The 21,641-nt window shown below is 43.9% G+C and carries 21 protein-coding genes; 9 read left to right on the plus strand and 12 right to left on the minus strand.

Annotated elements, in window-relative coordinates:
* From FEM55_RS20445 to FEM55_RS20455, 3 genes are all read right to left on the minus strand, one after another.
* Positions 1 to 1,614, minus strand: a complete 1,614-nt coding sequence (locus FEM55_RS20445; RefSeq protein ID WP_138283255.1) for an acyl-CoA carboxylase subunit beta — start codon at positions 1,612 to 1,614, stop codon at positions 1 to 3.
* Positions 1,615 to 1,731: 117 nt separating this feature from the next.
* The gene (locus FEM55_RS20450) at positions 1,732 to 2,697 is read right to left on the minus strand and encodes an MlaD family protein (RefSeq protein WP_138283256.1); all 966 of its coding nucleotides are present in this window, start codon (positions 2,695 to 2,697) and stop codon (positions 1,732 to 1,734) included.
* Between the two features lie 145 nt (positions 2,698 to 2,842).
* On the minus strand, positions 2,843 to 3,655 hold the full coding sequence (locus FEM55_RS20455; protein WP_138283257.1) for an N-acetylmuramoyl-L-alanine amidase family protein: 813 nt from the start codon (positions 3,653 to 3,655) through the stop codon (positions 2,843 to 2,845).
* A 75-nt stretch (positions 3,656 to 3,730) separates the two neighbouring features.
* On the opposite strand from FEM55_RS20455, the gene FEM55_RS20460 reads away from it, so the two are divergent.
* Entirely contained in the window at positions 3,731 to 6,634 is a 2,904-nt protein-coding gene (locus tag FEM55_RS20460; protein ID WP_138283258.1) for a putative LPS assembly protein LptD, read from the plus strand.
* Positions 6,635 to 6,707: 73 nt separating this feature from the next.
* On the opposite strand, the gene FEM55_RS20465 is transcribed toward FEM55_RS20460, so the two are convergent.
* Entirely contained in the window at positions 6,708 to 7,106 is a 399-nt protein-coding gene (locus FEM55_RS20465) for a DUF1573 domain-containing protein (RefSeq protein WP_138283259.1), read from the minus strand.
* A gap of 207 nt (positions 7,107 to 7,313) precedes the next feature.
* Here FEM55_RS20465 and FEM55_RS20470 point away from each other — a divergent pair, with 207 nt between their 5' ends.
* The 4 genes from FEM55_RS20470 to FEM55_RS20485 are packed head-to-tail and all read left to right on the plus strand — an operon-like array spanning position 7,314 to position 12,090.
* Positions 7,314 to 9,722 (plus strand): alpha-ketoacid dehydrogenase subunit alpha/beta, encoded by a 2,409-nt coding sequence (locus FEM55_RS20470; RefSeq protein ID WP_138283260.1) that lies wholly within the window; start codon positions 7,314 to 7,316, stop codon positions 9,720 to 9,722.
* An 11-nt stretch (positions 9,723 to 9,733) separates the two neighbouring features.
* Positions 9,734 to 10,324, plus strand: a complete 591-nt coding sequence (locus FEM55_RS20475; RefSeq protein ID WP_138283261.1) for a sugar transferase — start codon at positions 9,734 to 9,736, stop codon at positions 10,322 to 10,324.
* Between the two features lie 42 nt (positions 10,325 to 10,366).
* Positions 10,367 to 10,966 carry an acetyltransferase gene (locus FEM55_RS20480; RefSeq protein WP_138283262.1) on the plus strand — a complete coding sequence of 200 codons (600 nt, stop codon included), beginning with the start codon at positions 10,367 to 10,369 and terminating at the stop codon, positions 10,964 to 10,966.
* The gene (locus FEM55_RS20485) at positions 10,963 to 12,090 is read left to right on the plus strand and encodes a DegT/DnrJ/EryC1/StrS family aminotransferase (RefSeq protein WP_308420235.1); all 1,128 of its coding nucleotides are present in this window, start codon (positions 10,963 to 10,965) and stop codon (positions 12,088 to 12,090) included. The genes FEM55_RS20480 and FEM55_RS20485 overlap by 4 nt, the downstream gene beginning before the upstream one ends.
* A gap of 80 nt (positions 12,091 to 12,170) precedes the next feature.
* On the opposite strand, the gene FEM55_RS20490 is transcribed toward FEM55_RS20485, so the two are convergent.
* From FEM55_RS20490 to FEM55_RS20505, 4 genes are all read right to left on the minus strand, one after another.
* Complete coding sequence (locus FEM55_RS20490) at positions 12,171 to 12,968, minus strand: FKBP-type peptidyl-prolyl cis-trans isomerase (protein ID WP_229209354.1); 798 nt, start codon at positions 12,966 to 12,968, stop codon at positions 12,171 to 12,173.
* A 138-nt stretch (positions 12,969 to 13,106) separates the two neighbouring features.
* Positions 13,107 to 13,769, minus strand: coding sequence for an endonuclease III (nth, locus tag FEM55_RS20495; protein WP_138283264.1), 663 nt, complete (start codon positions 13,767 to 13,769; stop codon positions 13,107 to 13,109).
* A 108-nt stretch (positions 13,770 to 13,877) separates the two neighbouring features.
* Entirely contained in the window at positions 13,878 to 14,126 is a 249-nt protein-coding gene (locus tag FEM55_RS20500; protein ID WP_138283265.1) for a hypothetical protein, read from the minus strand.
* Positions 14,101 to 14,700, minus strand: coding sequence for an RNA polymerase sigma factor (locus tag FEM55_RS20505; protein WP_138283266.1), 600 nt, complete (start codon positions 14,698 to 14,700; stop codon positions 14,101 to 14,103). The genes FEM55_RS20500 and FEM55_RS20505 overlap by 26 nt, the downstream gene beginning before the upstream one ends.
* A 382-nt stretch (positions 14,701 to 15,082) precedes the next feature.
* Between FEM55_RS20505 and FEM55_RS20510 the strand changes: the two genes are divergently transcribed.
* Positions 15,083 to 15,778 (plus strand): YjjG family noncanonical pyrimidine nucleotidase, encoded by a 696-nt coding sequence (locus FEM55_RS20510; RefSeq protein ID WP_138283267.1) that lies wholly within the window; start codon positions 15,083 to 15,085, stop codon positions 15,776 to 15,778.
* Positions 15,779 to 15,812: 34 nt separating this feature from the next.
* Here the strand turns inward: FEM55_RS20510 and FEM55_RS20515 are convergent, their stop codons facing one another.
* The 4 genes from FEM55_RS20515 to FEM55_RS20530 are packed head-to-tail and all read right to left on the minus strand — an operon-like array spanning position 15,813 to position 18,991.
* Positions 15,813 to 16,706, minus strand: coding sequence for a trypsin-like peptidase domain-containing protein (locus tag FEM55_RS20515; protein ID WP_138283268.1), 894 nt, complete (start codon positions 16,704 to 16,706; stop codon positions 15,813 to 15,815).
* Between the two features lie 21 nt (positions 16,707 to 16,727).
* Positions 16,728 to 17,270: a DUF2911 domain-containing protein gene (locus FEM55_RS20520; RefSeq protein ID WP_138283269.1), complete on the minus strand. Its 543-nt coding sequence runs from the start codon at positions 17,268 to 17,270 to the stop codon at positions 16,728 to 16,730.
* Positions 17,271 to 17,276: 6 nt separating this feature from the next.
* Positions 17,277 to 17,981 (minus strand): type IX secretion system protein PorG, encoded by a 705-nt coding sequence (porG, locus tag FEM55_RS20525; protein WP_171036618.1) that lies wholly within the window; start codon positions 17,979 to 17,981, stop codon positions 17,277 to 17,279.
* Positions 17,981 to 18,991, minus strand: coding sequence for a DUF6089 family protein (locus FEM55_RS20530; RefSeq protein ID WP_229209355.1), 1,011 nt, complete (start codon positions 18,989 to 18,991; stop codon positions 17,981 to 17,983). The genes porG and FEM55_RS20530 overlap by 1 nt, the downstream gene beginning before the upstream one ends.
* Positions 18,992 to 19,223: 232 nt before the next feature.
* Here FEM55_RS20530 and FEM55_RS20535 point away from each other — a divergent pair, with 232 nt between their 5' ends.
* Genes FEM55_RS20535 through FEM55_RS20545 form a run of 3 tightly spaced genes read left to right on the plus strand, consistent with a single transcriptional unit; the run spans position 19,224 to position 21,632 of the window.
* Positions 19,224 to 19,850 carry an ABC transporter ATP-binding protein gene (locus FEM55_RS20535; protein WP_138283432.1) on the plus strand — a complete coding sequence of 209 codons (627 nt, stop codon included), beginning with the start codon at positions 19,224 to 19,226 and terminating at the stop codon, positions 19,848 to 19,850.
* 56 nt (positions 19,851 to 19,906) lie between these two features.
* Positions 19,907 to 21,124, plus strand: coding sequence for an ABC transporter permease (locus FEM55_RS20540; protein WP_138283271.1), 1,218 nt, complete (start codon positions 19,907 to 19,909; stop codon positions 21,122 to 21,124).
* A 55-nt stretch (positions 21,125 to 21,179) separates the two neighbouring features.
* Positions 21,180 to 21,632, plus strand: a complete 453-nt coding sequence (locus FEM55_RS20545) for a YEATS domain-containing protein (RefSeq protein ID WP_138283272.1) — start codon at positions 21,180 to 21,182, stop codon at positions 21,630 to 21,632.
* The last annotated feature ends 9 nt before the right edge of the window (positions 21,633 to 21,641 follow it).

Genomic DNA, 21,641 nt, shown 5'->3' on the forward strand with positions numbered 1-21,641 from the left:
TCAAACCTGCATGATACCCATGTTAAATTTCTTTTCAATCGGCGCCTGATCTGCGGCTGCAATGCCAGCAGAAATGATTTTTCTGGTTTCAGCCGGATCAATAATGCCATCGACCCAGAGCCGAGCGGCCGCATAATACGGAGAAAGTTCGCGGTTGTAACGTTCTGTAATTTCTTCCAGCAAGGCTTTTTCTGCTTCCGGCGTGATAATTTCACCTTTGGCTTTCAACGTTGCCGTTTGCACCTGAAGCAGCGTTTTGGCTGCCGTAGCTCCGCTCATGACTGCCATTTGAGCCGTTGGCCATGCAAATAGCAACCTGGGATCATACGCTTTCCCGCACATGGCATAATTGCCTGCACCATAAGAATTCCCGACAATAAAAGTGAATTTGGGAACAACCGAATTAGCGACCGCACTGACCATTTTAGCACCGTCTTTCACAATTCCGCCCTGTTCTGCACGGCTCCCGACCATAAATCCGGTTACATCCTGAAAAAAGATCAGCGGAATTTTTTTCTGATTACAATTCATAATAAAGCGGGCAGCCTTATCTGCAGATTCGCTGTAAATAACACCGCCCATCTGCATTTCACCTTTTCCGGATCGCACCATTTTTCGCTGATTGGCTACAATCCCGACAGCCCAGCCATCTATGCGTGCATAAGCGCATAGCAAGGTTTTCCCATAATCCGGCTTGTACTCGTCAAGTTCGGAGCCGTCCGCAATGCATTCCAGAACGGGAAGCATATCATAAGGTTTGAGCCGGTCAGCAGGCAACAAGGTATAAATTTCTTCGGGATTTCTTTTTGGTAAAATGGCGGCTTTACGGTCGAAACCTGCTGAAAGCGGCTTCCCGATTTTGTCAATATGCCTTTTGATCGCATCCAGACAGGATTGATCATCCGGAAACTTGTTATCGGTAACGCCGGAAATTTCACAGTGCATGGCCGCACCGCCGAGTAATTCGGCATCAATGTCTTCACCGATGGAAGATTTTACAAGATATGGCCCGGCCAGAAACAGCGAACCGGTTCCTTCCACAATAAATGCTTCATCGGACATAATCGGCAGATAGGCGCCACCGGCTACACAGCTGCCCATAATGGCGGAAATCTGAACGATACCCATGGCAGAAATCTGTGCGTTATTCCTGAAAATGCGTCCAAAATGTTCCTTGTCGGCAAAAACTTCGGCCTGCATAGGCAAATATACGCCAGCGCTGTCAACCAGATATATAATCGGAAGCCGGTTTTCCATCGCAATTTCCTGCGCACGAAGGTTTTTCTTGGCAGCAACCGGAAACCACGCGCCCGCTTTTACTGTGGCGTCATTAGCTACGATCATGCATTGTTTCCCGGATATGTAACCAATTCCGGCAATCACGCCGCCGGAAGGACAGCCGCCTTCTTCTTCATACATGCCGTCGCCGGCAAATGCACCGATTTCAAGAAAAAAAGTATCCGGATCAATCAGAAAACTGATTCTTTCACGTGCGGTCAGTTTTCCTTTCTTGTGTTGAGCATCAATTTTTTTCTGTCCTCCGCCGAGCTTTACATTTTCGTATTTCCGATTAAGAAGATCGATTAGTTCCGGAAGGCTGGGTTGATTTGTCATAGCGCGTAGTGTAAATAATGAATGACCGGCTGCTGTAAAATGCCAGTTTCAATCAAAAATAAAAAGTCGTTCACCGGTAAGCAAACGACTTTGGATTTATATAATTGAAGCGATTTTTTATCTGATCTGAGTGGCAGTATCCAGCGGTGATTCCGACGGGCCTTTGTCTTTTTTGCCGAATACAGAAATGTTGATGTAGCGTTTCGGATGTTCGCGCAGATTCGTCAGCAGCTTGTTAAGACTTACAATGGTGCGGTCGATGTTATTGTAAAGCGTTTCGTCCTTGATCAGTTTTCCCGCTGTTCCCTGCCCGGATTCCACGCTGGCCAGCAACGTATGCAGTTCGCCTATAGTACGGTTCGCATTCTGAACGGTTTCTCCGAGCCGCAAGGCATTTAGTGAATCCGCCAGCGTTCCGGTTTTGGCAAGAAGCGGTTTCAGTTCTTTTTCGGTTTCAACCAGCGAAGTGGAAAGTTTGTTGAGATTACCCGTCAGCGTAAGCAAATTACTGCGGTTTTCAGAAAGTAATCCCTGCAAACTGCTTCCCGTCTGATTATAGTTTTTTAAAACTTGGTTAAGGATCAAGCCTGTTTCCTTGAAACCTGCAACAACCTGATCCAGATTTTTGACCAAGGAATCCGCGTGTGTAACCAATGGCAATGCCTGCTGCTGCAAAACAGCCGAAATCCCGGCTTCTTTTTTCGACAGCAGCGTATCGCCATCCTGCAAAGCTGCTCCCGAGCCTACGGCCAGATTAACGACTTTGCCGCCTAGCAAACCGCCATCGGCCAGTACGGCTGCTGTTCCGGAAGGCAGCACAACACCTTTCTGAACATCAATGGCAACCAACAAATGATTTTTTTGATTCTGCAACAACCTGATTTCCTGCACTCTTCCTACATTTAGGCCGTTCAGAAGTACCGGATTGGATGCGGTAAGTCCGTCAATATTATCATAAATTACATAATACCGGAATGTGCGGGAAAAAACATCGGAGCCTTTGAGGATATGAAAGCCGAAATACAGCATAACCATTGCGAAAATTGCCATTATTCCGACTTTTGCTTCTTTTGATACTTTCATGGACTATTTAATTTGCCTGCGTCATACTTTGCCAGGCTTTAACGCAAAAATATTGGGATTAGATTTAATTCGACCTCGCTTTACTGTTAACACCAAAGTATCAAAAAATGTTTTGACAAAACAAAACATCGGTTACAAGCTTTATTTATCGGTCCATTTCTTTTTTATACAACATAAATGCCTGATGAATGGAAGCGGCAACCTCTTCCTGCCCGTCATCGGAGCTCAGATAATCTTCTTCATCGGGTGTTGACAAAAAACCTGTTTCGATCAGCACGCTCGGCATGGCGCATCGCCACAAAACAAGAAACCCTGCCTGCTTTACTCCTCTGCTGTCACGTCCGGAGACGGACTGGAACTTTCTTTCAACATGATCGGCAAAGCGTAAACTGCTTGAAATGAATGCACTCTGATAATTGGCGAGCATAATGTGCGCAAGCGGTGAATTGGGGTCAAAGCCTTTGTATTTCTGTTTATAATTGGTTTCCTGAAGAATAACCGAGTTTTCCCGCCTCGCAACTTCCAGGTTGCCTTCGGTTTTGTGCAAACCCATCACAAAGGTTTCAGTGCCCCGTACCGACCGTGACTTTAGCGTTGCGTTACAATGGATGGAAATAAAAAGATCGGCATTGTTACGGTTTGCAAAGGCGGAACGCTCGCCAAGTTCAATAAATACGTCCGTAGATCTTGTGTAAAGTACTTTTACGTCAGGCGTTTCCTGTTTGATTTGCCGGCCAAGTTCCAGCGCAACCGCAAGCGCAACGTCTTTTTCCCTGATTTTCCGACCGCGTGTACCCGGATCTTTACCGCCATGGCCGGCATCAATTACGACTGTATTCACTTTACCGGGTTTTGCAGGAACGACGGATTTTGAAGAAGCAGGCTCATTCCGGAATACAAAGGCAAGGCTCGTCAGCAGAAAACTTGCCAGAACTACTAATTTAAGAACTTTTAACATTATTTTTTAATTAGGGCGTTACTCGTTAGAGGTTTCTCTGCTAATTTTGAAATTCTTTATGCAAAAATACGCTATTTGTTAGAACTGAAAAGAAAGGCGATTATTATATCGTCAGTAGTGGCAGCGTTTATGCTGTTCTGTACAGTAGCTTGTGTACAGCAGCGCACCAAGAGAACCGGAAAAAATGCAGGCAGTCAATCAGTTACCAAAACTGCCCAACAGAAGGCGGATTCTCTTCTTATTGCAAAGCAGCAATCCGGTACTGACACCACAGGCACCGGTAAACGCGGCACGTCCGTCAACGGAATAGCTGCAAAAAGCGATACTTCCCTGACAAACAATTCATTAGCAACTGCTGATTCTACTGCTACAGATACCCTGTCCAATCCGGATGATCTTCAGAATACCGTTGAATACACAGCTGAGGATTCCACGATTATGGATGCGGTCCTGAAACAGGTGCATTTGTACGGCAATGCAGAAGTTAATTACGGAACAATCAATCTCAAAGCAAGTTACATCCGCCTCAACTGGATTACCAATGAAGTTTATGCCGTCGGAATGTATGATTCCACAGCTAAAAAAATAGCCGGAGACCCGATTTTCCAGGATGGAGCCGAAACGTATAATACCAAAGAAATCCGGTATAATTTCAAGTCCAAAAAGGCATTGATCCAGGGAATTGTAACGCAGGAAGGCGACGGCAATATCCGGGGTGAAAAAGTAAAAAAAGATGATGTCGGAAATTTTTATATCCGGCATTCCATGTACACAACCTGTAATCTTACGCATCCGCATTATTACATCAATGCGCCGAAGATTAAAATGGTTAATAAAAAACAGGTTATTTCAGGTCCGTTCAATCTGGTTATCAGTGACGTTCCGCTGCCTATTGCCCTGCCCTTCGGATTTTTCCCTTTTCCAAAGAAAAAGGAAAGCGGAACTTCGGGCATTATTTTCCCTACTTACGGAGAGGAACCAAACGGACGCGGTTTTTACCTGCGTGAAGGCGGGTATTACTTTGCAATCAGTGAATACGTCAACGCGACGGTAACCGGTCAGATTTATTCCACAGGCAGCTGGGGATTGGGCCTGGCTTCCACGTATTCAAGGCGTTATCAGTATAACGGTAATTTTGCGCTGCGGTTTAACAAGAATAAATCCAGTGACGAAATACAAAGAGATCTGGGGCGCGGAACGACCAATGATTTCAGCATTGTATGGTCACATGCGCCGCGGCCACGAGGAAATTCCACTTTTTCGGCCAACGTTAATGTAACGAGCAACAGTTATAACCAACTTCAGGAATTTGATACACAAAAGTATATTTCCAACGTTGCCAGTTCTTCCGTTCAGTATAACCGAACTTTTGGTCAGTATATGCGTGCAGCGGCAAGTTTACGGGTAAACCAGAACTTCGGTCAAAGGAATGAAACTTTAAACAGACGAGAAGGCGGAAAAACGAATATTTCAACAGATTTTAACTTTGGTGTAAACCAGATTGCACCATTCGCCATCAAAGGAGGAAGCGGGCGCTGGTACGAAAGCTTCCGGCTTGGACTGGATTTCAGCGGTAACTACATGCTTACAAACTCGCTGACACCCATTGATACGTCGTACAGCAGCCTGGGTTTTGCCCTGACAAATACGGAATTCATTGATACAACCCGGCTGAATACAACAAAAGTAGTACCATTCAATTTGAACAATTTGCCGGACATGCTGAAAGATGCACAGTTTACCGGCCGGTACAGTCTGCCCATTTCATTGCCGAATTTCAAGGTGCTTCGGTTTATCAATATAACGCCAAGTTTGTCGCTTCAGGGCGAGGTTTTCACAAAACAGTACAAGTATACAGTCGTTGAAAACAAGGTAAATATTGATACTTTGAAGCAAGTGGGAACGGAATATTCCTACAACTTCGGAGCGGGAATGAATACGCGTTTTTATGGAACTTTCTTTGTAAGAGGCAAGCGGCTTGAAGCCATCCGGCATACGGTTATTCCTTCCTTGTCTTTTACTTATACGCCTGATTTTACCGGAGATGCATTCGGCTTTTATGAAAAAATCAATATCAAAGACCGGGCAGGCGTTGACAAAGAATTATCGTTATCGCGTTTCCGCGGGGTTGGTACCAGCGTAAGCAACGGCCGTGCTTCCAGCGTCGTTTCATTCAGTCTGAACAACTCTTTTGAAATGAAACTGAAGACCAAAAGCGATACGGCTGCAAACCAGTTTGAAAAAGTATCTTTACTGGATAACCTGAGTCTGGGCGGAAGTTACAATTTACTGGCAGATTCGCTTAACCTTTCCAATATCACAGTTAATGCGAATGCAAGAATCGGCAAGAACCTGAACCTGAACTTCAATATGAACCTGGACCCTTACGCTTATGAAGCCAACCCACGGGTTTTGACAAACCAGATTGGTTACAAGGTCAATAAATACGCCATTACGCAAGGTCAGGGCTTGGCCAATCTGCAGAATCTCGGTTTTACGCTGGGAACAAGCTTTTCACCAAAAGGCTCAACGGATAAAACAAAAACAACGCCGAACACCTCAGCCGATCCTGCCAAAGAAGCACAAAAGGAATTTATTGCCCAGAACCCGGAATTGTATGTTGATTTCAATATCCCGTGGAACGTATCACTGAACTATAACTTCGGCCTGACAAAACCGGGGCTTTCCAAGGCATCGCTGATCCAGGCCGTTCAGGTAACGGGCGACCTTAGTTTGTCAAAAAACTTTAAAATAAGTGTAAATACCGGATTTGACTTTACGGCATTTCAGCCAACGATCACTTCCCTGACCCTTTACCGCGACCTGCATTGCTGGGATATGAGTTTCAGCTGGACACCATTTGCAGGAAGTGCTTCCCGTGTAAGCAATTACAACTTCACACTGAAAGTAAAATCCAGCATTCTGCAGGATCTCAAAGTAACGCGCCGCCGCTCTTTCTACGACCGTTCGGCTTATTAACCTGACATACATACAAGAAAAAATGGCTGCCCGATCGGACAGCCATTTTCTGGTATAATTTCAGTTTCCTGAATTATTTGGAAGACTTTGCTGCTGCTGTTTTCGGTACTACTTCACCGTTGAGATATAAAGTGATTGAGCCGCCTTCAGTGTTGCTGAAAACAGTCACAGGCTTGTTGAAAGGACCTGCTGCTGCTGCATTGAAAGTAGCTTTAACCGAACCGGTTTTGCCTGGAAGTACAGGATCTTTGGACCATACCGGCGTTGTACATCCGCATGAAACGGTCACGTTCGAAAGAACAACAGGATCCGTTCCGGTATTTGTAAAAGTAAATTCGTGTGTTACAGGAGTGCCTTGGGGAACTTTACCAAACTTGTGCGTTTCTTCCTTGAACTTCAAAACGCCTTTCTGGGCAAAACTGACGGTTGTCAAACCGATCATTAAGACCAATGCTGAAAAGAATACTTTCATAGTTGTAACTATAAATTTAGTGGTGAAAAATATTTAGCAAACAAGATTAATGGATAAAGTTTGAATTTAATAATCATTAACCAATATTAACAATGCAGCTATAAGTTATACGTATTAATAGAAGGATTATTATTTTCCTGTATAATTTTGGCTTGCGTTCAAAAAACAGTAATTTAACTAACGGATTCAAACCCGAAACTTTTGCTTATGCCTCAAAATGATAGTTTGACCGGTTCCAATGTTTTAACAAAAGAAAATATTACAAACGATTACCGCCTCGCTTGCGAGAGTCGTCAGGTAAGTTTGCTGGGGAGAAAGGATACAATGGGAGGCCGTTCCAAATTTGGCATTTTCGGTGATGGCAAGGAATTAGCACAGATTGCTCTTGCAAAAGCTTTTAAACCAGGAGATTTCAGATCAGGATATTACAGGGACCAGACGATAGAAGCAGCTTTGGGCAATTTGTCATGGCAGCAGTTTTTTGCCCAGATGTACGCACATGCGGATCTGGCGCACGAGCCGAGCACAGGCGGAAGATCCATGAACGGGCACTTTTCCACACGCTGGCTGGATGAAAACGGCCAGTGGCTGGACCAGACCAAGCTTTTCAATTCCGTATGCGATATTTCCTCTACTGCCGGGCAGATTCCACGTTCCATCGGACTGGCATATGCTTCAAAACTTTACCGGAACAATAAAGATCTTTCATACCTTTCCCATTTCTCGCATCACGGAAATGAAATCGTTTTTGCCACAATAGGCGACGCATCTACTTCTCAGGGCATGTTCTGGGAAGGCATGAATGCCGCAGGCGTTCTCCAGATTCCGCTGCTGACTTCCATTTGGGATGACGGGTACGGGATTTCGGTCCCGGTTGAATATCAGACTACCAAAGGAAGTATTTCAAAAGCCATGGCCGGTCTTCAGCGAAATGAAGATGAACTCGGAATGGAAATCATGACTGTTGCCGGATGGGATTATCCTGCGCTCATTGAAACGTATCAAAAGGCAGCAAAAATCTGCCGCGAAGAACAGGTGCCCGTTTTGGTGCATGTAACCGAGCTGACACAGCCGCAAGGACATTCCACTTCCGGATCGCATGAAAGGTATAAGTCCAAACAACGTCTTAAGTGGGAAAATGAACGTGACTGCAATCTGAGATTCAGAGACTGGATCCTGAAAAACGGTTATGCCACAGACGAAGAGCTGGAACAGATAGAAGCAGAAGCCAAGGAATATGCAACGCAGGCACGGAACCAAGCCTGGCAGGCTTACAGAAAAGAACTGGACAAAGAATATCTGGAAACCATTCAGTTACTTCAGGAAGCAGGTCAGGAAAGCAGGCATGGCAACGAACTTAGCAATGTGACCCTTGAGTTATCAAAAACCTATTTGCCTTTACGCCGGGATTTTGTTTCCAGCATCCGTAAAGCATTACGGATTATCGGTAAAAACGAGAACCCTCACAAAAATTCTCTCCAGCAGCTTTTACGCAAAAATCTCCTGGAAAATAAAGAGCGGTTTAACACGCATCTTTATAGTGAAACAACCGAATCTCCGATGCACGTACAGGCAGTAAAACCTGTATTTTCAGATAACAGCCGGACTGTTGACGGACGTGAAATCATAAGGTCCTACTTTAATGCACTTTTTGAAAAAGATCCAAGAGTCATTGCACTGGGCGAAGATATTGGCATGATCGGCGATGTAAATCAGGGTTTTGCAGGCTTGCAGGAAAAGTATGGCGAACTCCGAATTACAGATACGGGAATTCGTGAAACCACCATTGTCGGCCAGGGCATCGGACTGGCTATGCGCGGATTGCGGCCCATTGTTGAAATTCAGTATTTTGATTATATCTATTACGCACTGGCTACGCTGACGGACGATCTTGCATCCTTGCGTTACCGTACTGCCGGCGGCCAGAAAGCACCACTGATTGTACGTACCCGCGGTCACAGGCTGGAAGGAATATGGCATTCGGGTTCGCCAATGGGTGCCATGCTGGGCAGCCTGCGCGGAATGCATGTTGCAGTTCCAAGGAATTTTACACAAGCCGCAGGTTTTTACAATACATTGATGCAAGGCGATGATCCTGCACTGATCATAGAACCGCTGAATTCCTACCGCCAGAAAGAAATACTTCCGGACAACATCGGTGAAATATGCGTTCCGCTGGGTATTCCCGAAATAATTCGTGAAGGAAAAGACATTACCATTGTGACTTATGGCTCCATGTGCCGTATAGTAATGGAGGCGGCTGCTCAGCTGCACGATCTGGGAATTGAGGCGGAGGTAATTGATGTGCAGACACTTTTACCGTTCGATATTCACAGCAGCATTGTTGAGTCCATAAAAAAAACGAACAGAGTAATCTTTGCCGATGAAGACCATCCCGGAAGCGCATCCGGTTATATGATGCAGCAGGTTCTGGAAAAGCAAAATGCATACCGCTGGCTGGATTCAGCTCCGGTTACGATCTCTGCAAAGGATCACCGTACGCCATACGGATCTGACGGTGATTATTTTACGAAGCCCAATATGGACGATATTATTGAAACTGCGTACCAGATTATGCACGAAGCCGATCCGAGTAACTATCCGGAACTATTCTAGGCGGAAAATGAATGTATATCAGATCAGGAAAAAGAATTTTTGACATTTTCATTGCGGCAGCCGGACTAATCCTCCTGCTGCCGCTTTTTATTTTGCTCGTTCTTCTGCTTTCGTTTGTCCATAAAGGAAAGCCATTCTTTTTTCAGCAACGACCCGGACTGAATGAAAAGATTTTTACCATTATCAAATTTCGTACGATTAATAATACGGGAAAAATTGGAATGCAGCTTGCAGGCGATGTTTCAGTTACAGGAAATTTTCTCAGAAGAACATCGCTTGACGAAATTCCTCAGCTCTGGAATGTAATCCGCGGCGAGATGAGCATTGTCGGGCCGAGGCCTTTGCTGACAGAGTATCTTGAACTTTACAGTGAAGACCAGCGCAGGCGGCATGCTGTTCTCCCGGGAATAACGGGCTGGGCACAAGTAAAGGGAAGAAATCATTTAGCATGGGAGCAAAAGTTTGAGTACGATCTCTGGTATGTCAAAAACAGGTCATTCCGGCTTGATATGAAAATCATCTTCCTGACAATTTCCCGTGTGTTCAGGAAAGAAGGAATCAATTTCAGATGCGGATCACACATAGATAAATTCAGCAACTGATCAAAAATTACAATTATTACACACTATTTAACTGATATAAAAATGCTTCTGTACGGAGCCGGCGGACATGCCGGAGTTGTTGCCGGAATCGCCAGGGATTGCGGCAAAATAATAAAAGCTTTGTTTGATGATGATTTACAAAAGATTGCAGTTGCAGGCACTCCGGTTACAGGAAGTTACAACACCGAGTTATTTGTAAATGAACCCATTGTCATAGCCATTGGAAATAACAGGATCCGCCGTCGGATTTCCGGTCAGATTACCCATTGCTTTGTCAGCTTGATCCATCCTTCCGCTTTGATTGACAAAACCGTTACGATCGGAACAGGAACTGTAATCGTGCATGGCAGTATCATTCAGGCCAATTCACGAATCGGGAACCATGTAATTGTAAATACCGGCGCCACAATTGACCATGATTGTGAAATTGCGGATTACGTTCACATTGCTCCGGGTGCCGTACTGTGCGGGAAGGTATGCATTGGCGAAAGTTCACTCATTGGAGCGGGAAGCTGTATTGCACCAAATCTTGTAATCGGGAAAAACTGTATAATCGGTGCAGGCAGCATTGTTACCGTAAATATTCCCGATAGCGCCGTTGTTCGCGGTAATTCGAGTAGAGTAATCCGGCTAAATGCATGATGAAACCCAGAATATATCTTTCTTCTCCGCATATGAGCGGAGAAGAAATGGCGTATGTACAGGAAGCATTTGACTCTAACTGGATTGCACCTCTCGGATCAAATGTGAATGCATTGGAACAGGACATTTGCAGATTTACCGGTAGCCGATATGCTTTGGCACTTTCGTCCGGTACGGCTGCAATTCACCTTGCATTGATTGTAGCAGGCGTTCAGAAGGATGACATTGTACTTTGCCAGTCGCTTACATTTGCGGCAAGTGCCAATCCGATTTTATATCTGGGCGCAATTCCTGTATTCATCGACAGTGAGCCGGTAACCTGGAATATGTGTCCCGATGCACTCGAAACAGCCATAAAGCATTACTTGCATTCCGGTAAAAAGCCCAAAGCAGTAATTCTTGTTCATCTGTACGGAATGCCGGGATTTTTGAAAGAAATTATTCTGATTTGTGAAAAATATGATATTGCCTTGATTGAAGATGCAGCAGAAGCATTGGGCTCTGCTTATTTCAATCAAAAGCTGGGAACATTCGGATCTCTGGGTATATTATCTTTCAATGGCAATAAAATCATTACAACATCCGGCGGCGGTGCGCTGCTTTGCCAATGCCAGGAATATTTGACAAAAGCCGGCTTTCTTGCTTCACAGGCGAAAGACGATGCACCGCATTACGAGCATTCGGAAATCGGCTATAATTATCGTTTAAGTAATGTTCTGGCAGGAATTGGAAGAGGTCAGATGAAAGTTTTACCGGACCGGATTCAAAAGCGCCGTTCGAATTTTGATTTTTACAAAAAAAATCTGGCGCAACTTCCCGGAGTAACTTTTCAGGAAGAACCAAATGGCTCTTTTTCCAATCGATGGCTTACGGTTATTCTTTTCGACCCGGAAGTTTCTTCGGTCAGACCGGAACATGTAAGCAAAATTTTAACACAGAACAATATAGAAACGCGTCCGTTATGGAAGCCGATGCATTTACAGCCTTTGTTCAGGCAAGCTTCGTATTTTGGAGGAAACGTAGCAGAAAACCTGTTCATGCGAGGATTATGCCTGCCGTCAGGCTCCGGTTTATCGGAAGACGAATTGTTGCGTATTACAGATCATATCCGATCCGTTTTTTGAAAACATAAAAAAGCCCCCAAAAAGTTGAACACTTTTTGGGGGCAGTGCAAAATAATAAGGCCTTTTCCGAACAAGATTATTTACGGTAAAACTTCAATTTCAAACTGCAATGGCGAATAAGGCAAAATACTGCGATTTCCATTTTTTCCATAGCCCAAAGCTGAAGGAAATATGATAATTGCTTTTTCTGTCTTGCGCATCTTGCGAATGGCACGGTCAAATCCGGGAACAGCACTGTTAGTGCCTGTTACAAAAGAAAATGTTCCTTCATCAAACTTGGTATCATTCAGCAGCTTGCCAACATATTTGATGTTTACTGCTTTGCCTGATCCGATTGTGTCGCCTGTGACGGTATTGGATCTTACGATAACCAGGTTATCAGCTGTTCTTTCTGAAACCTTAAATTGTTTTGCAGCAAGAAAATCATCTATTTGTTGAACTTCTGTTCTTGTTTTAACGAATTCCATTTCCAAACGAATTGGAGAATATGCCGGAATATTCACTTTATCAGTGTTACCCGATGCAAGGTAATACGGAAGCAGCAAAGTAGCTTTTTCACCGGTTTTCATCAGAAAAATTCCTCTTTCGATTCCTGTCCAGTAAAGATATCCTTCTACCGGAAAGGTGAAATCCGTCTTGTTATTATCCGAAGAAGATATAACCTTGGTACCATCCAGCAAGTAGGCCGTATACTTGATCGTAGCCGCATCGCCTCTTTTGGCAAGCTGTCCGCTAGGGTTACTGAGCCGTTTGATATAGTAAAGCCCCGAAGTATCTTTAACCGCCTGGCTTCCGGCGCTATCAGTTTTCAGATAAGCTTCAATAGCAGCAGTGTTTTCGGTAATTTTTTCGTCATCCTTGTTTTCTACAGTATCCATACAGGATGACAAACTGAAAATACCAGCCAGCAAAAAATACAATGATAAATTAAAACGCTTCATTTCGTTAATACTTTCTAAATTAAATGGATTGATTACTATTGCTTATAGACTCCGTCAACTGCCAAATAGTTGTAATCAGGATTGTAAAAGGCCGGTTTTCACATTATCCTCAAAATACTTGCAAAAAGAAGTAAGCGGGCACTCTGAACATTTGGGACTTCTGGCGATGCAAATGTAACGGCCATGAAGAATAAGCCAGTGATGCGCTTTGTACACCAGAAATTTAGGTAGATATTTCAACAGGCCCATTTCGACGGCAAGTGGCGTGGAGGCGGTCATCGGTACAAGACCGAGCCGGCGGGAAACGCGGAAAACATGCGTGTCAACCGCCATTGCAGGCTGGTTATAAACAACCGATACAACCACATTGGCCGTTTTACGGCCTACTCCGGGCAGCTTTTGCAACTCCTCGACAGTCGCCGGAATATCGGAATTGAACTGTTCCACAAGCATCCTTGCCATTCCGATCAGATGCTTGCTCTTGTTATTCGGATAGGAAACGGATTTAATATAAGTAAACACTTCCTCCACGTTGGAGGCTGCCAGGGATTGCGGATCGGGAAAACGTTCGAACAGAAGAGGCGTAACGAGGTTAATCCGCTTGTCCGTGCATTGTGCAGAAAGGATAACTGCAACAAGCAGTTCGTAAGGGTTCCTGTAATGTAATTCGGTTTCGGGTTCGGGAAAATTCCGGGTAAAATAATCCAGAAAAAATTTGAATCGGTCTTTTTTAAGCATATAAAAAAATATTTTCCAGAAGAAAACCAAAATCCTCTTCTGGAAAATAATACGGAATGGATTAGAAATAATTAATCCTGATAATAAATTATAACAATTAACAACCTTTTAAAACGAAAGCGTTGCAGGTCTTTTCAGTGAAAACTGTTGAGAGTACCTGATGATTTCTGAAACAGCCCTATCCGAAGGGATCCGGACGATTTTGTTCATCTGATTCTGTATTTCAAGAGAATCGATGTAAAAACTCATCAAATCATCATCAAGTGCGAGAGCCTCGACAATCAGATCATTTTCATTTTCTGTTGTTTCGGCATATAAATACCTTACAACATCATCGTAGGTAAAAGTTTTTGTCATATTGTGGGGCACGTTGGTTGAATTGCTTACGCAAGTTTATCAACGCGTAACGCATCCTTCCCAATGCCGTATTAATACTCACTCCTGTTGCATCGGCAATTTCCTGAAAGCTCATGTCCTCGTAATGGCGCATGATCAGTACTTGCTTTTGCACATCAGGTAACCGCTGGATCATCTCCCGCAGTTGCTCATGCGTCTCCTGACGAATCTGGACCGACTCAACGGAATCCTCCGAAAAATCCAGTGTATTGAAAACACTGCTTCCATCTTCGAATACTACATTGGGGTAGCGTTTATCGCGTCTGAAATAATCAATAGCGAGGTTGTGTGCGATACGTATAATCCACGGAAGGAATTTCCCCTCATCATTATATCTGCCACCTTTTATCGTATCTACGGCCTTAATAAATGTATCCTGCAATAAATCTTCGGCTACATACTGATCCTTGACAATAAGATAAATAGTGGTGTATATTCTTGATTTATGGCGCTGAACCAGCTTCTCAAAAGCTTTTTCATTGCCGTGGATATACAATGTTACCAACTCACTGTCGCTAACTTGGACTTTCTCCATTTTTACTATTCGATTTAGTTAACGTAGAGCAGTTCCTCGATATTGTTTCTCCTTTCTGTTTAGTGAAATATTTGAAGTGACTTTTTTGTATTCTGAATTATATATATCAAAGAAATAGATTTGACAAATAATTTGCAAATGTTTATGTTTCTTTTTTTTATAAATAAATTTACATTAACAGATGTTAACAATAATCTGGCTTTCTGGATATTTATTGATCATAAACCATCATGTCTAGGCCAATTATAACAAATAATAGTACATATTTAATAAATATACGTATATAGTCCACAATTTGGATCATTTTCTACACAATATATTTGGTTAAATGATCAGGTGCATAAATTGAATTTTATTAACAAATATTGAACTTTTTCCAGATATGCGATACAAACATCTTTTCTTCGATCTTGATCATACACTATGGGATTTCGAAAAAAATTCTTCCGAATCGCTGGAAGAAATTTTTCATTCTCTGATGCTGATACAGTACGGAATTTCTTCCATGGACGCATTTATCGGGTCATTTCTGAGAATCAACACAGAATTATGGAATGCGTTTGACACCGGAAAATTACACCATACCTATATACGTGAGAACCGTTTCAAGCTGGTGTTTGAAGACATCGGCGCTACTTGTCCGCCAAACCATTCGGAAATAAGCGAAACGTACCTCCGCACGCTTCCCGATAAAAAGCATTTGCTCGAAGGCGCACTGGATTTGCTGAATTATGCTTTCTCCGCCGGTTATCGGATGCACATCATAACAAATGGCTTCAATGATGTTCAGGCAAGGAAAATAGCGAGTTCAGAAATCAGTCATTTTTTTGAAAACATTGTAACTTTTGAAAGCGCCAATGCCAAAAAGCCGGATCCCAGAATATTTGCCTACGCGCTGGAAGTTGCCAATGCCTTGCCGGAAGAAAGCATCATGATCGGTGATAACTGGATTGCCGATATTCTGGGCGCTAAGCAGTTTGGAATGGATACGGTTTATTATAACCCAGCCGGACTGCAGTTTGATGAAGCTCCGACTTACGACATTCGCAGGCTGGAAGAACTCATGCTTATTTTATAGAAACCGATTGCTGTTTCAGCAGTTTACTACCTGCTCATTCTGTTTCGTCAGCTTCAAAAAACGTAATGTTTTTTTCCCTGAGAAACTGTTTGATCACGTCCACATGAACGCACTGGCCCACGTTCAGGAAAGGATAGTTTGAAACTTTTTTACGGTGGCCGTCCGTAATTACTTCTCTGTTCACCTGATCGAATCCAAGATGCAGATGCCGGGTTGAGCTTTGCATGCCGTAAATAGTGCCTTTTCGGTCAAAAAGCGGCCCTCCGCTTTGCCCCCGCAAGCCGGGCGTACTCATTTCAATACCTGTGACAGCATTGCTTTCGCCAATATGCCGGGTAATGATCCCGTCGATCGGAAAGCTTGGTGTGTTTACGCGGCCTTCTTTGGTCCATTCTATGTCGCCTGTATTCTTGTTGTACTTATAATTTGTAAATTCCGGAAAAGGATATCCCAACCGGCACAAATATCTGCCTTGCTTCACTTGCCGCGAATCTTTCAGAAATTTTGCATAACCCTGATACTGCCTGGAATTAAAATCCCGAAACTGAATAATGGCCAGATCCTGCGTCGGATGCAAATGAATTGTCAGGCCTTTGTAGGAAGCACATTTAATAAAATTAAACAGAATGCGGATCGGGTTCTCTGAATTGATCTTGTATTTGGATTCCAGAAACAAACGTTGTGTTTCAAAACCGGGATCCTTTTCAAACCTTCTCAGCTCGCCCTTGAATTTCTGATAATTCTCGTAAATGGAACTGGAGTATAAAATTTGTCTGGCTACATGCCGGCAGGTGACAGCAAAGCCGTCTTCATTTACAAAAAACAAAGTAGCCGTTCCGGGCACAATATCACTTCCGGTATAATAACGAAGTATAAAATGAACAGGACGTGTAAACTGATCTACTTTCTCAATGGCTTCAACGAACATAAGGTGCTCTTAAGGCAATGGTTACTGACGGGTAAACGGAACCAGCGCTTCGGTCTGATCCCAGCTTAAAACCATGTTTACGCCTCCGGGTATATTTTCAAAATAAATTTTAAATAATTCCTGAACTTCCGGTCTGATGCGGATCGGTACTTCGACGCTCAGCACGTCTTTGCCGTCGTTATAGGCTGTTCCCCATTGTCCCGTTTCGGAGTTCAGTATGATTTTCCAACTGCTTTGCCCGGGAACGGAGTACAGCGAATAGGCACCTGCTTTAACCGGCTTTCCGCCCAGATACAATCCTTCGCCCAGTTCAATGATGGTTGCTTCGTTGGCTCCTGTCCGCCAGACTTTTCCATAAGGTAATAACGCCTTATCTTCTTCCCTTCCAAAAAGCAATCTCCCCTTTTTACTTGGCCTGCTGTATTTAACCCGGATATTAACGCCGTTTTCAGTTGTTTCAGCAATTGCTTCCGGACTTAAAGACCGGGTATATTTGCGGTATCCGAAAAAACCAATCAAAACAAGTGCAACCAGAAAGGAAGCGAGGAGGATATTTCTTTTCATACCCGGTTACGGACAGACGATTTTATAAAAGGTATAACTTACAGAAAGACGCACGTAATAATAATTGTCTTTCAGCGACGGGTCTCCTTGCTGCAGTTTGTCCGTATTAACCGGCTGGCCACCCAGGTTGTCCAGATAATCTGTAAATGTTTTCCTTGTGCCGTATTCCAGTCCGATATTCCAGGGTTTTCGAATCTGGTATTTAATTCCTACGCCATAAGGCATCACCAATGTACTTGTTTTATAGGAAGCAGTTTGTGGAGTAACATTGAATTTGGCCAGGCCCATACCTCCGAATACGTACGGACTCCAGTTTACTGCAAATCGCCGATCCTGAAAGTTCAGAAAGTTGTATTCAGCCACAGCACTTGCTTCCAGAATCCGGCTTTTAAACGACATATTCCTGGCTTGCTGAAAAGGGTCTTTGCTATGCTGATCGTCAGCTCCCGTTAAACCCAAAGCAGCTTCGGCCCGCAAAGAGAGCGCCTGGGTTGGATTGTATCTGAAGAACAAACTTCCGCCGGGCCGGAAAAACCGGAACCTGAATGTAGGAGAAATGTCACCTCTGTAATTGAAAGCGCCGATTCCAGCGCCAAGCTCAATCTTTTGCGCATGAACGTTACCGACAGCTGCCATTAAAAAACAAATACCTGCCAGTGTAGAAAGCAAGTATCTGTTATTCAGATAATGAAAAGAATAATTCAAGAACATTATTTTAACGGTGGACATTTAATCTGAGCAGGCAGCATGTAATTAAGATGGATCATGCAGAACAAATAATTATCCTTTTGTGTAGGACTGTTTCCGCGGAACGATCCCGGAGCAGCAAAACCCGTTGTAGGCAAAGTTGCCAGCGGATCATTGGAGTCAATGTTATAGTTGGCACGCAGGAATTTTTTAAGTGATTCTGTACGGTCTGCGCCTTTTCTCACAGCGACAGGATCTGTACTTCTGTTGGAAAATTTGAGTGCAAGCGGATTGTCTGCAAACAAGGCCGGATCGGCATAGTTCCCGTGTGTATCGTCCAGATAATCTGTGAAGGTTTTTCTGAAACCGAATTCCGCTGAAATATCAAACCTTGAATTTATTTTATACCGCACGCCTATTCCGACAGGAATGGCAAACTGAACAAGGGAATACGGTTTTGCATAACCTTCATTGCCTTGTCCCTCGGTACCCAGCGGCTGCAATTTAACCCAGTCTCCTTTCAATGTGTCCAGTGCTTTCGGGTTATGCGCGGTCAGTGCGATACCTGCAAAAAGATAGGCTCCGAATTGCGGCCTTCTGTCATAACTGCGGTTATCGGGTATTAATTTATAAATTCCCTGAACTGAAAATTCTTTAAGATCATTGCGGAAATGCAGGTTCCGGGCATAAAAAATGCTGGCATCATGCTTGGAATCACGGTTCATAATGTAATCATCACCGGCGATCCGGGCATATGTGAAACTGGCTCTGGCAGCAATCCGCGGAGTAAAATGCCTTGTATAATTTCCGCCTATACTCCATCGCATCATTTTGAAAGTGGAGGAAAGCGGTCTTCTGTACGGTGCCATGTCACCGTAGTAATTGGATGTTCCGATGCCGATGCCTGCCGTAGAGTAAGGAACAAAAATGCCGCGGCTCTGCGCCTGAACGTTCCGGTTAGTCAACAACAGCCCAAAAGTTAAGATCAACGTCAGCGCCCCGGACAATCTTCTCAATTCAAAATTTATACGCATTTTCAGGTCAATTTTTTGCAAAAATAGAATAGTTGTTGGTTTTCTTAAGGTTATATCACCATTTCAACGTATTTCCGATTGATTTATTTGTGAAGTCTGGATTTTTAGTCTTTATCGATTGCAACAAATTCCGCAACCTGCGGCATTGTGCCGGATTGGTCCATAATATCCGTGTTTTGATGAAAAAGAAAATAAAACTTCATTATCATTGCATACTGAAAAAGCACGATCCATGATTACCGGTACCAACCTGCGCTTCGCGTATTCTGCTCAAAAAAAGTTTAATTTTCCAGATATCAAATGCAAGAACGGCGAAACGCTGCTGATTCTCGGCCAGTCCGGAAAAGGAAAAACAACGCTGCTGCATTTGCTTGCCCTGCTGCTGAAACCGGATTCAGGCGAGATCATGATTGCCGGTACTTCTGCAAACAACCTTTCCAGCTCGCAGCTTGCGCAGGTCAGGGCAAAAAACATCGGCATTATATATCAGCGGCCCCATTTTGTAAGTTCTTTATCGGTTCTGGACAATATTCTGCTATCCAATTACCTTGGCGATAAAAAGCCGGATAAAGCCAAAGCAACAGCACTGGCAGAACAGCTTGGATTTGCAGACCATTTGTCAAAAAAACCTTCAAGGCTAAGTCAGGGCGAACAGCAGCGCGTAAGCATTGCACGCGCGCTGATGAACAATCCGAACATTATACTGGCCGACGAACCGACATCCAATCTCGACGACAACAATTGCCAGCGAGTCATTGAACTGCTGAAAACCCAGTCCGCCTCCATCGGCGCAAGTCTGGTTGTCGTTACGCATGATCAGCGTCTGAAAGATGTTTTTTCCAATCAGGTTTTTCTGTAAGCCATTCGGAAATGCAGGATTGACTTTCGCTTGTTCCAGTAAAAAATAATTTCCCGATGAATCTTCTTAAAATCAGCATAGCCAATCTTAAGGAAAAAAAGCTCAACAGTTTTCTGAGTGCACTGCTTCTGACCCTCGGAATCGGTATGATATCGTTGCTGCTATTGCTTAACAAACAACTGGATGAGCAATTTCGCAGGAACATCAAAGGCATAGACCTCGTCGTCGGAGCCAAAGGAAGCCCGTTGCAACTCATTCTTTCGAGCATATACCAGATCGATGCGCCGACAGGCAATGTACCTTTGTCGGAAGTAAACAGTTTAAGAAAGAATCCGTTTGTCAAAACCGTCATTCCGCTTTCCATGGGCGACAGTTATCAGGGATTCCGGATTGTGGGAACCACTCCAAAATATACCGAGCATTTTCAGGCAAAAATTGCGCAGGGACATCTTTACAATGCATCCATGGAAGTGACAATCGGCAGTAAAGTGGCAAGGAATACAGGCCTGAAAATCGGTGATACCTTTTCCAGCTCACACGGACTGGATTCCGAAGGCGACGTGCATGGAAACAGGAAATATGTTGTAAAAGGCGTTTTTGAACCAAACGGATCCGTTGTGGATCAGTTGATTTTGACCCGGCTTTCGAGCATCTGGGATATTCACGAACATGCGGAAGAAAATCATGAGGTGGAAAAACATACGCTGGGACCGGAGCATGAAGATGAAGACAAACAAGTAACCAGCGCACTCGTACAGTTCCGGAATCCGATGGGACTGATGACCATACCTCGGCAAATCAATGAAAATACATCCATGCAGGCCGCATTGCCAAGCATTGAAATAAACCGTTTGTTTTCGCTGCTTGGAGTCGGCATTGAAACACTTCGTGCCTTGGCGCTTGTCATTATCATGATAGCCGGTGCGAGCGTTTTTATTTCACTTTACAACTCGCTGAAAGAAAGAAAATATGAAATGGCGCTGATGCTTTCCATGGGTGCAACGCGTACAAAGCTGTTTCTGATGCTGCTGCTGGAAGGATTAATGCTGGCCATAATCGGTTTTGTGGCAGGAATCGTATTGAGCCGCATCGGATTATGGCTGTTTTCACGTGCTGCCGAACAGGATTTTCATTATTCCATTCGCCAGTTCGGTATATTGCCGGAAGAAATTTATTTGTTTTTTGCGGCGTTGTTCATCGGGTTGCTTGCGGCTGCATTGCCTTCGCTGGGCATTTACAAGCTTAATATATCACGGACACTGGCGGAGGAATGATATTCTGTGTAAATTTGTTAGTGAAGCAAATATCAAAAGACCAAATACAAGCACGATGAAATCTGTAAAGATCCTATTACTTCTTTTTTGTATTACTTCCCTTTCTGCTTTTGTGCCTGCCGGCAATCCGGTCAAGCTCACGTGGGAGACTTTGCGCGATGTTACTTTCAAAAAGAAATGGTATGCAGAAGAATCCATTTATATGCTTCACCCTACTTTCGGGCCGAGCGTTCAGAAACTGAAAAACCAGCAGGTAGCAATTACGGGTTATATTCTGCCTGTAGATCTGGATGCCAATTTATACGTATTGTCTGCATTTCCGTTCAGTGCCTGTTTCTTTTGCGGAGGTGCCGGCCCGGAAACAGTTATGACATTAAATTTCAAAAAGAAAGACGGCAGAAAGTTCAAAACAGACGAACGGCTGACTTTTGTCGGAACTTTAAAGCTGAATGCAGACGATATTTACCAGATGAACTACATTCTGGACGGTGCTGAAATAGCGGAATAAACCGGGAAT

It is taken from the genome of Dyadobacter sediminis, from assembly GCF_005860765.1.
In the GTDB taxonomy this organism is placed as follows: Bacteria; Bacteroidota; Bacteroidia; order Cytophagales; family Spirosomataceae; genus Dyadobacter; species Dyadobacter sediminis.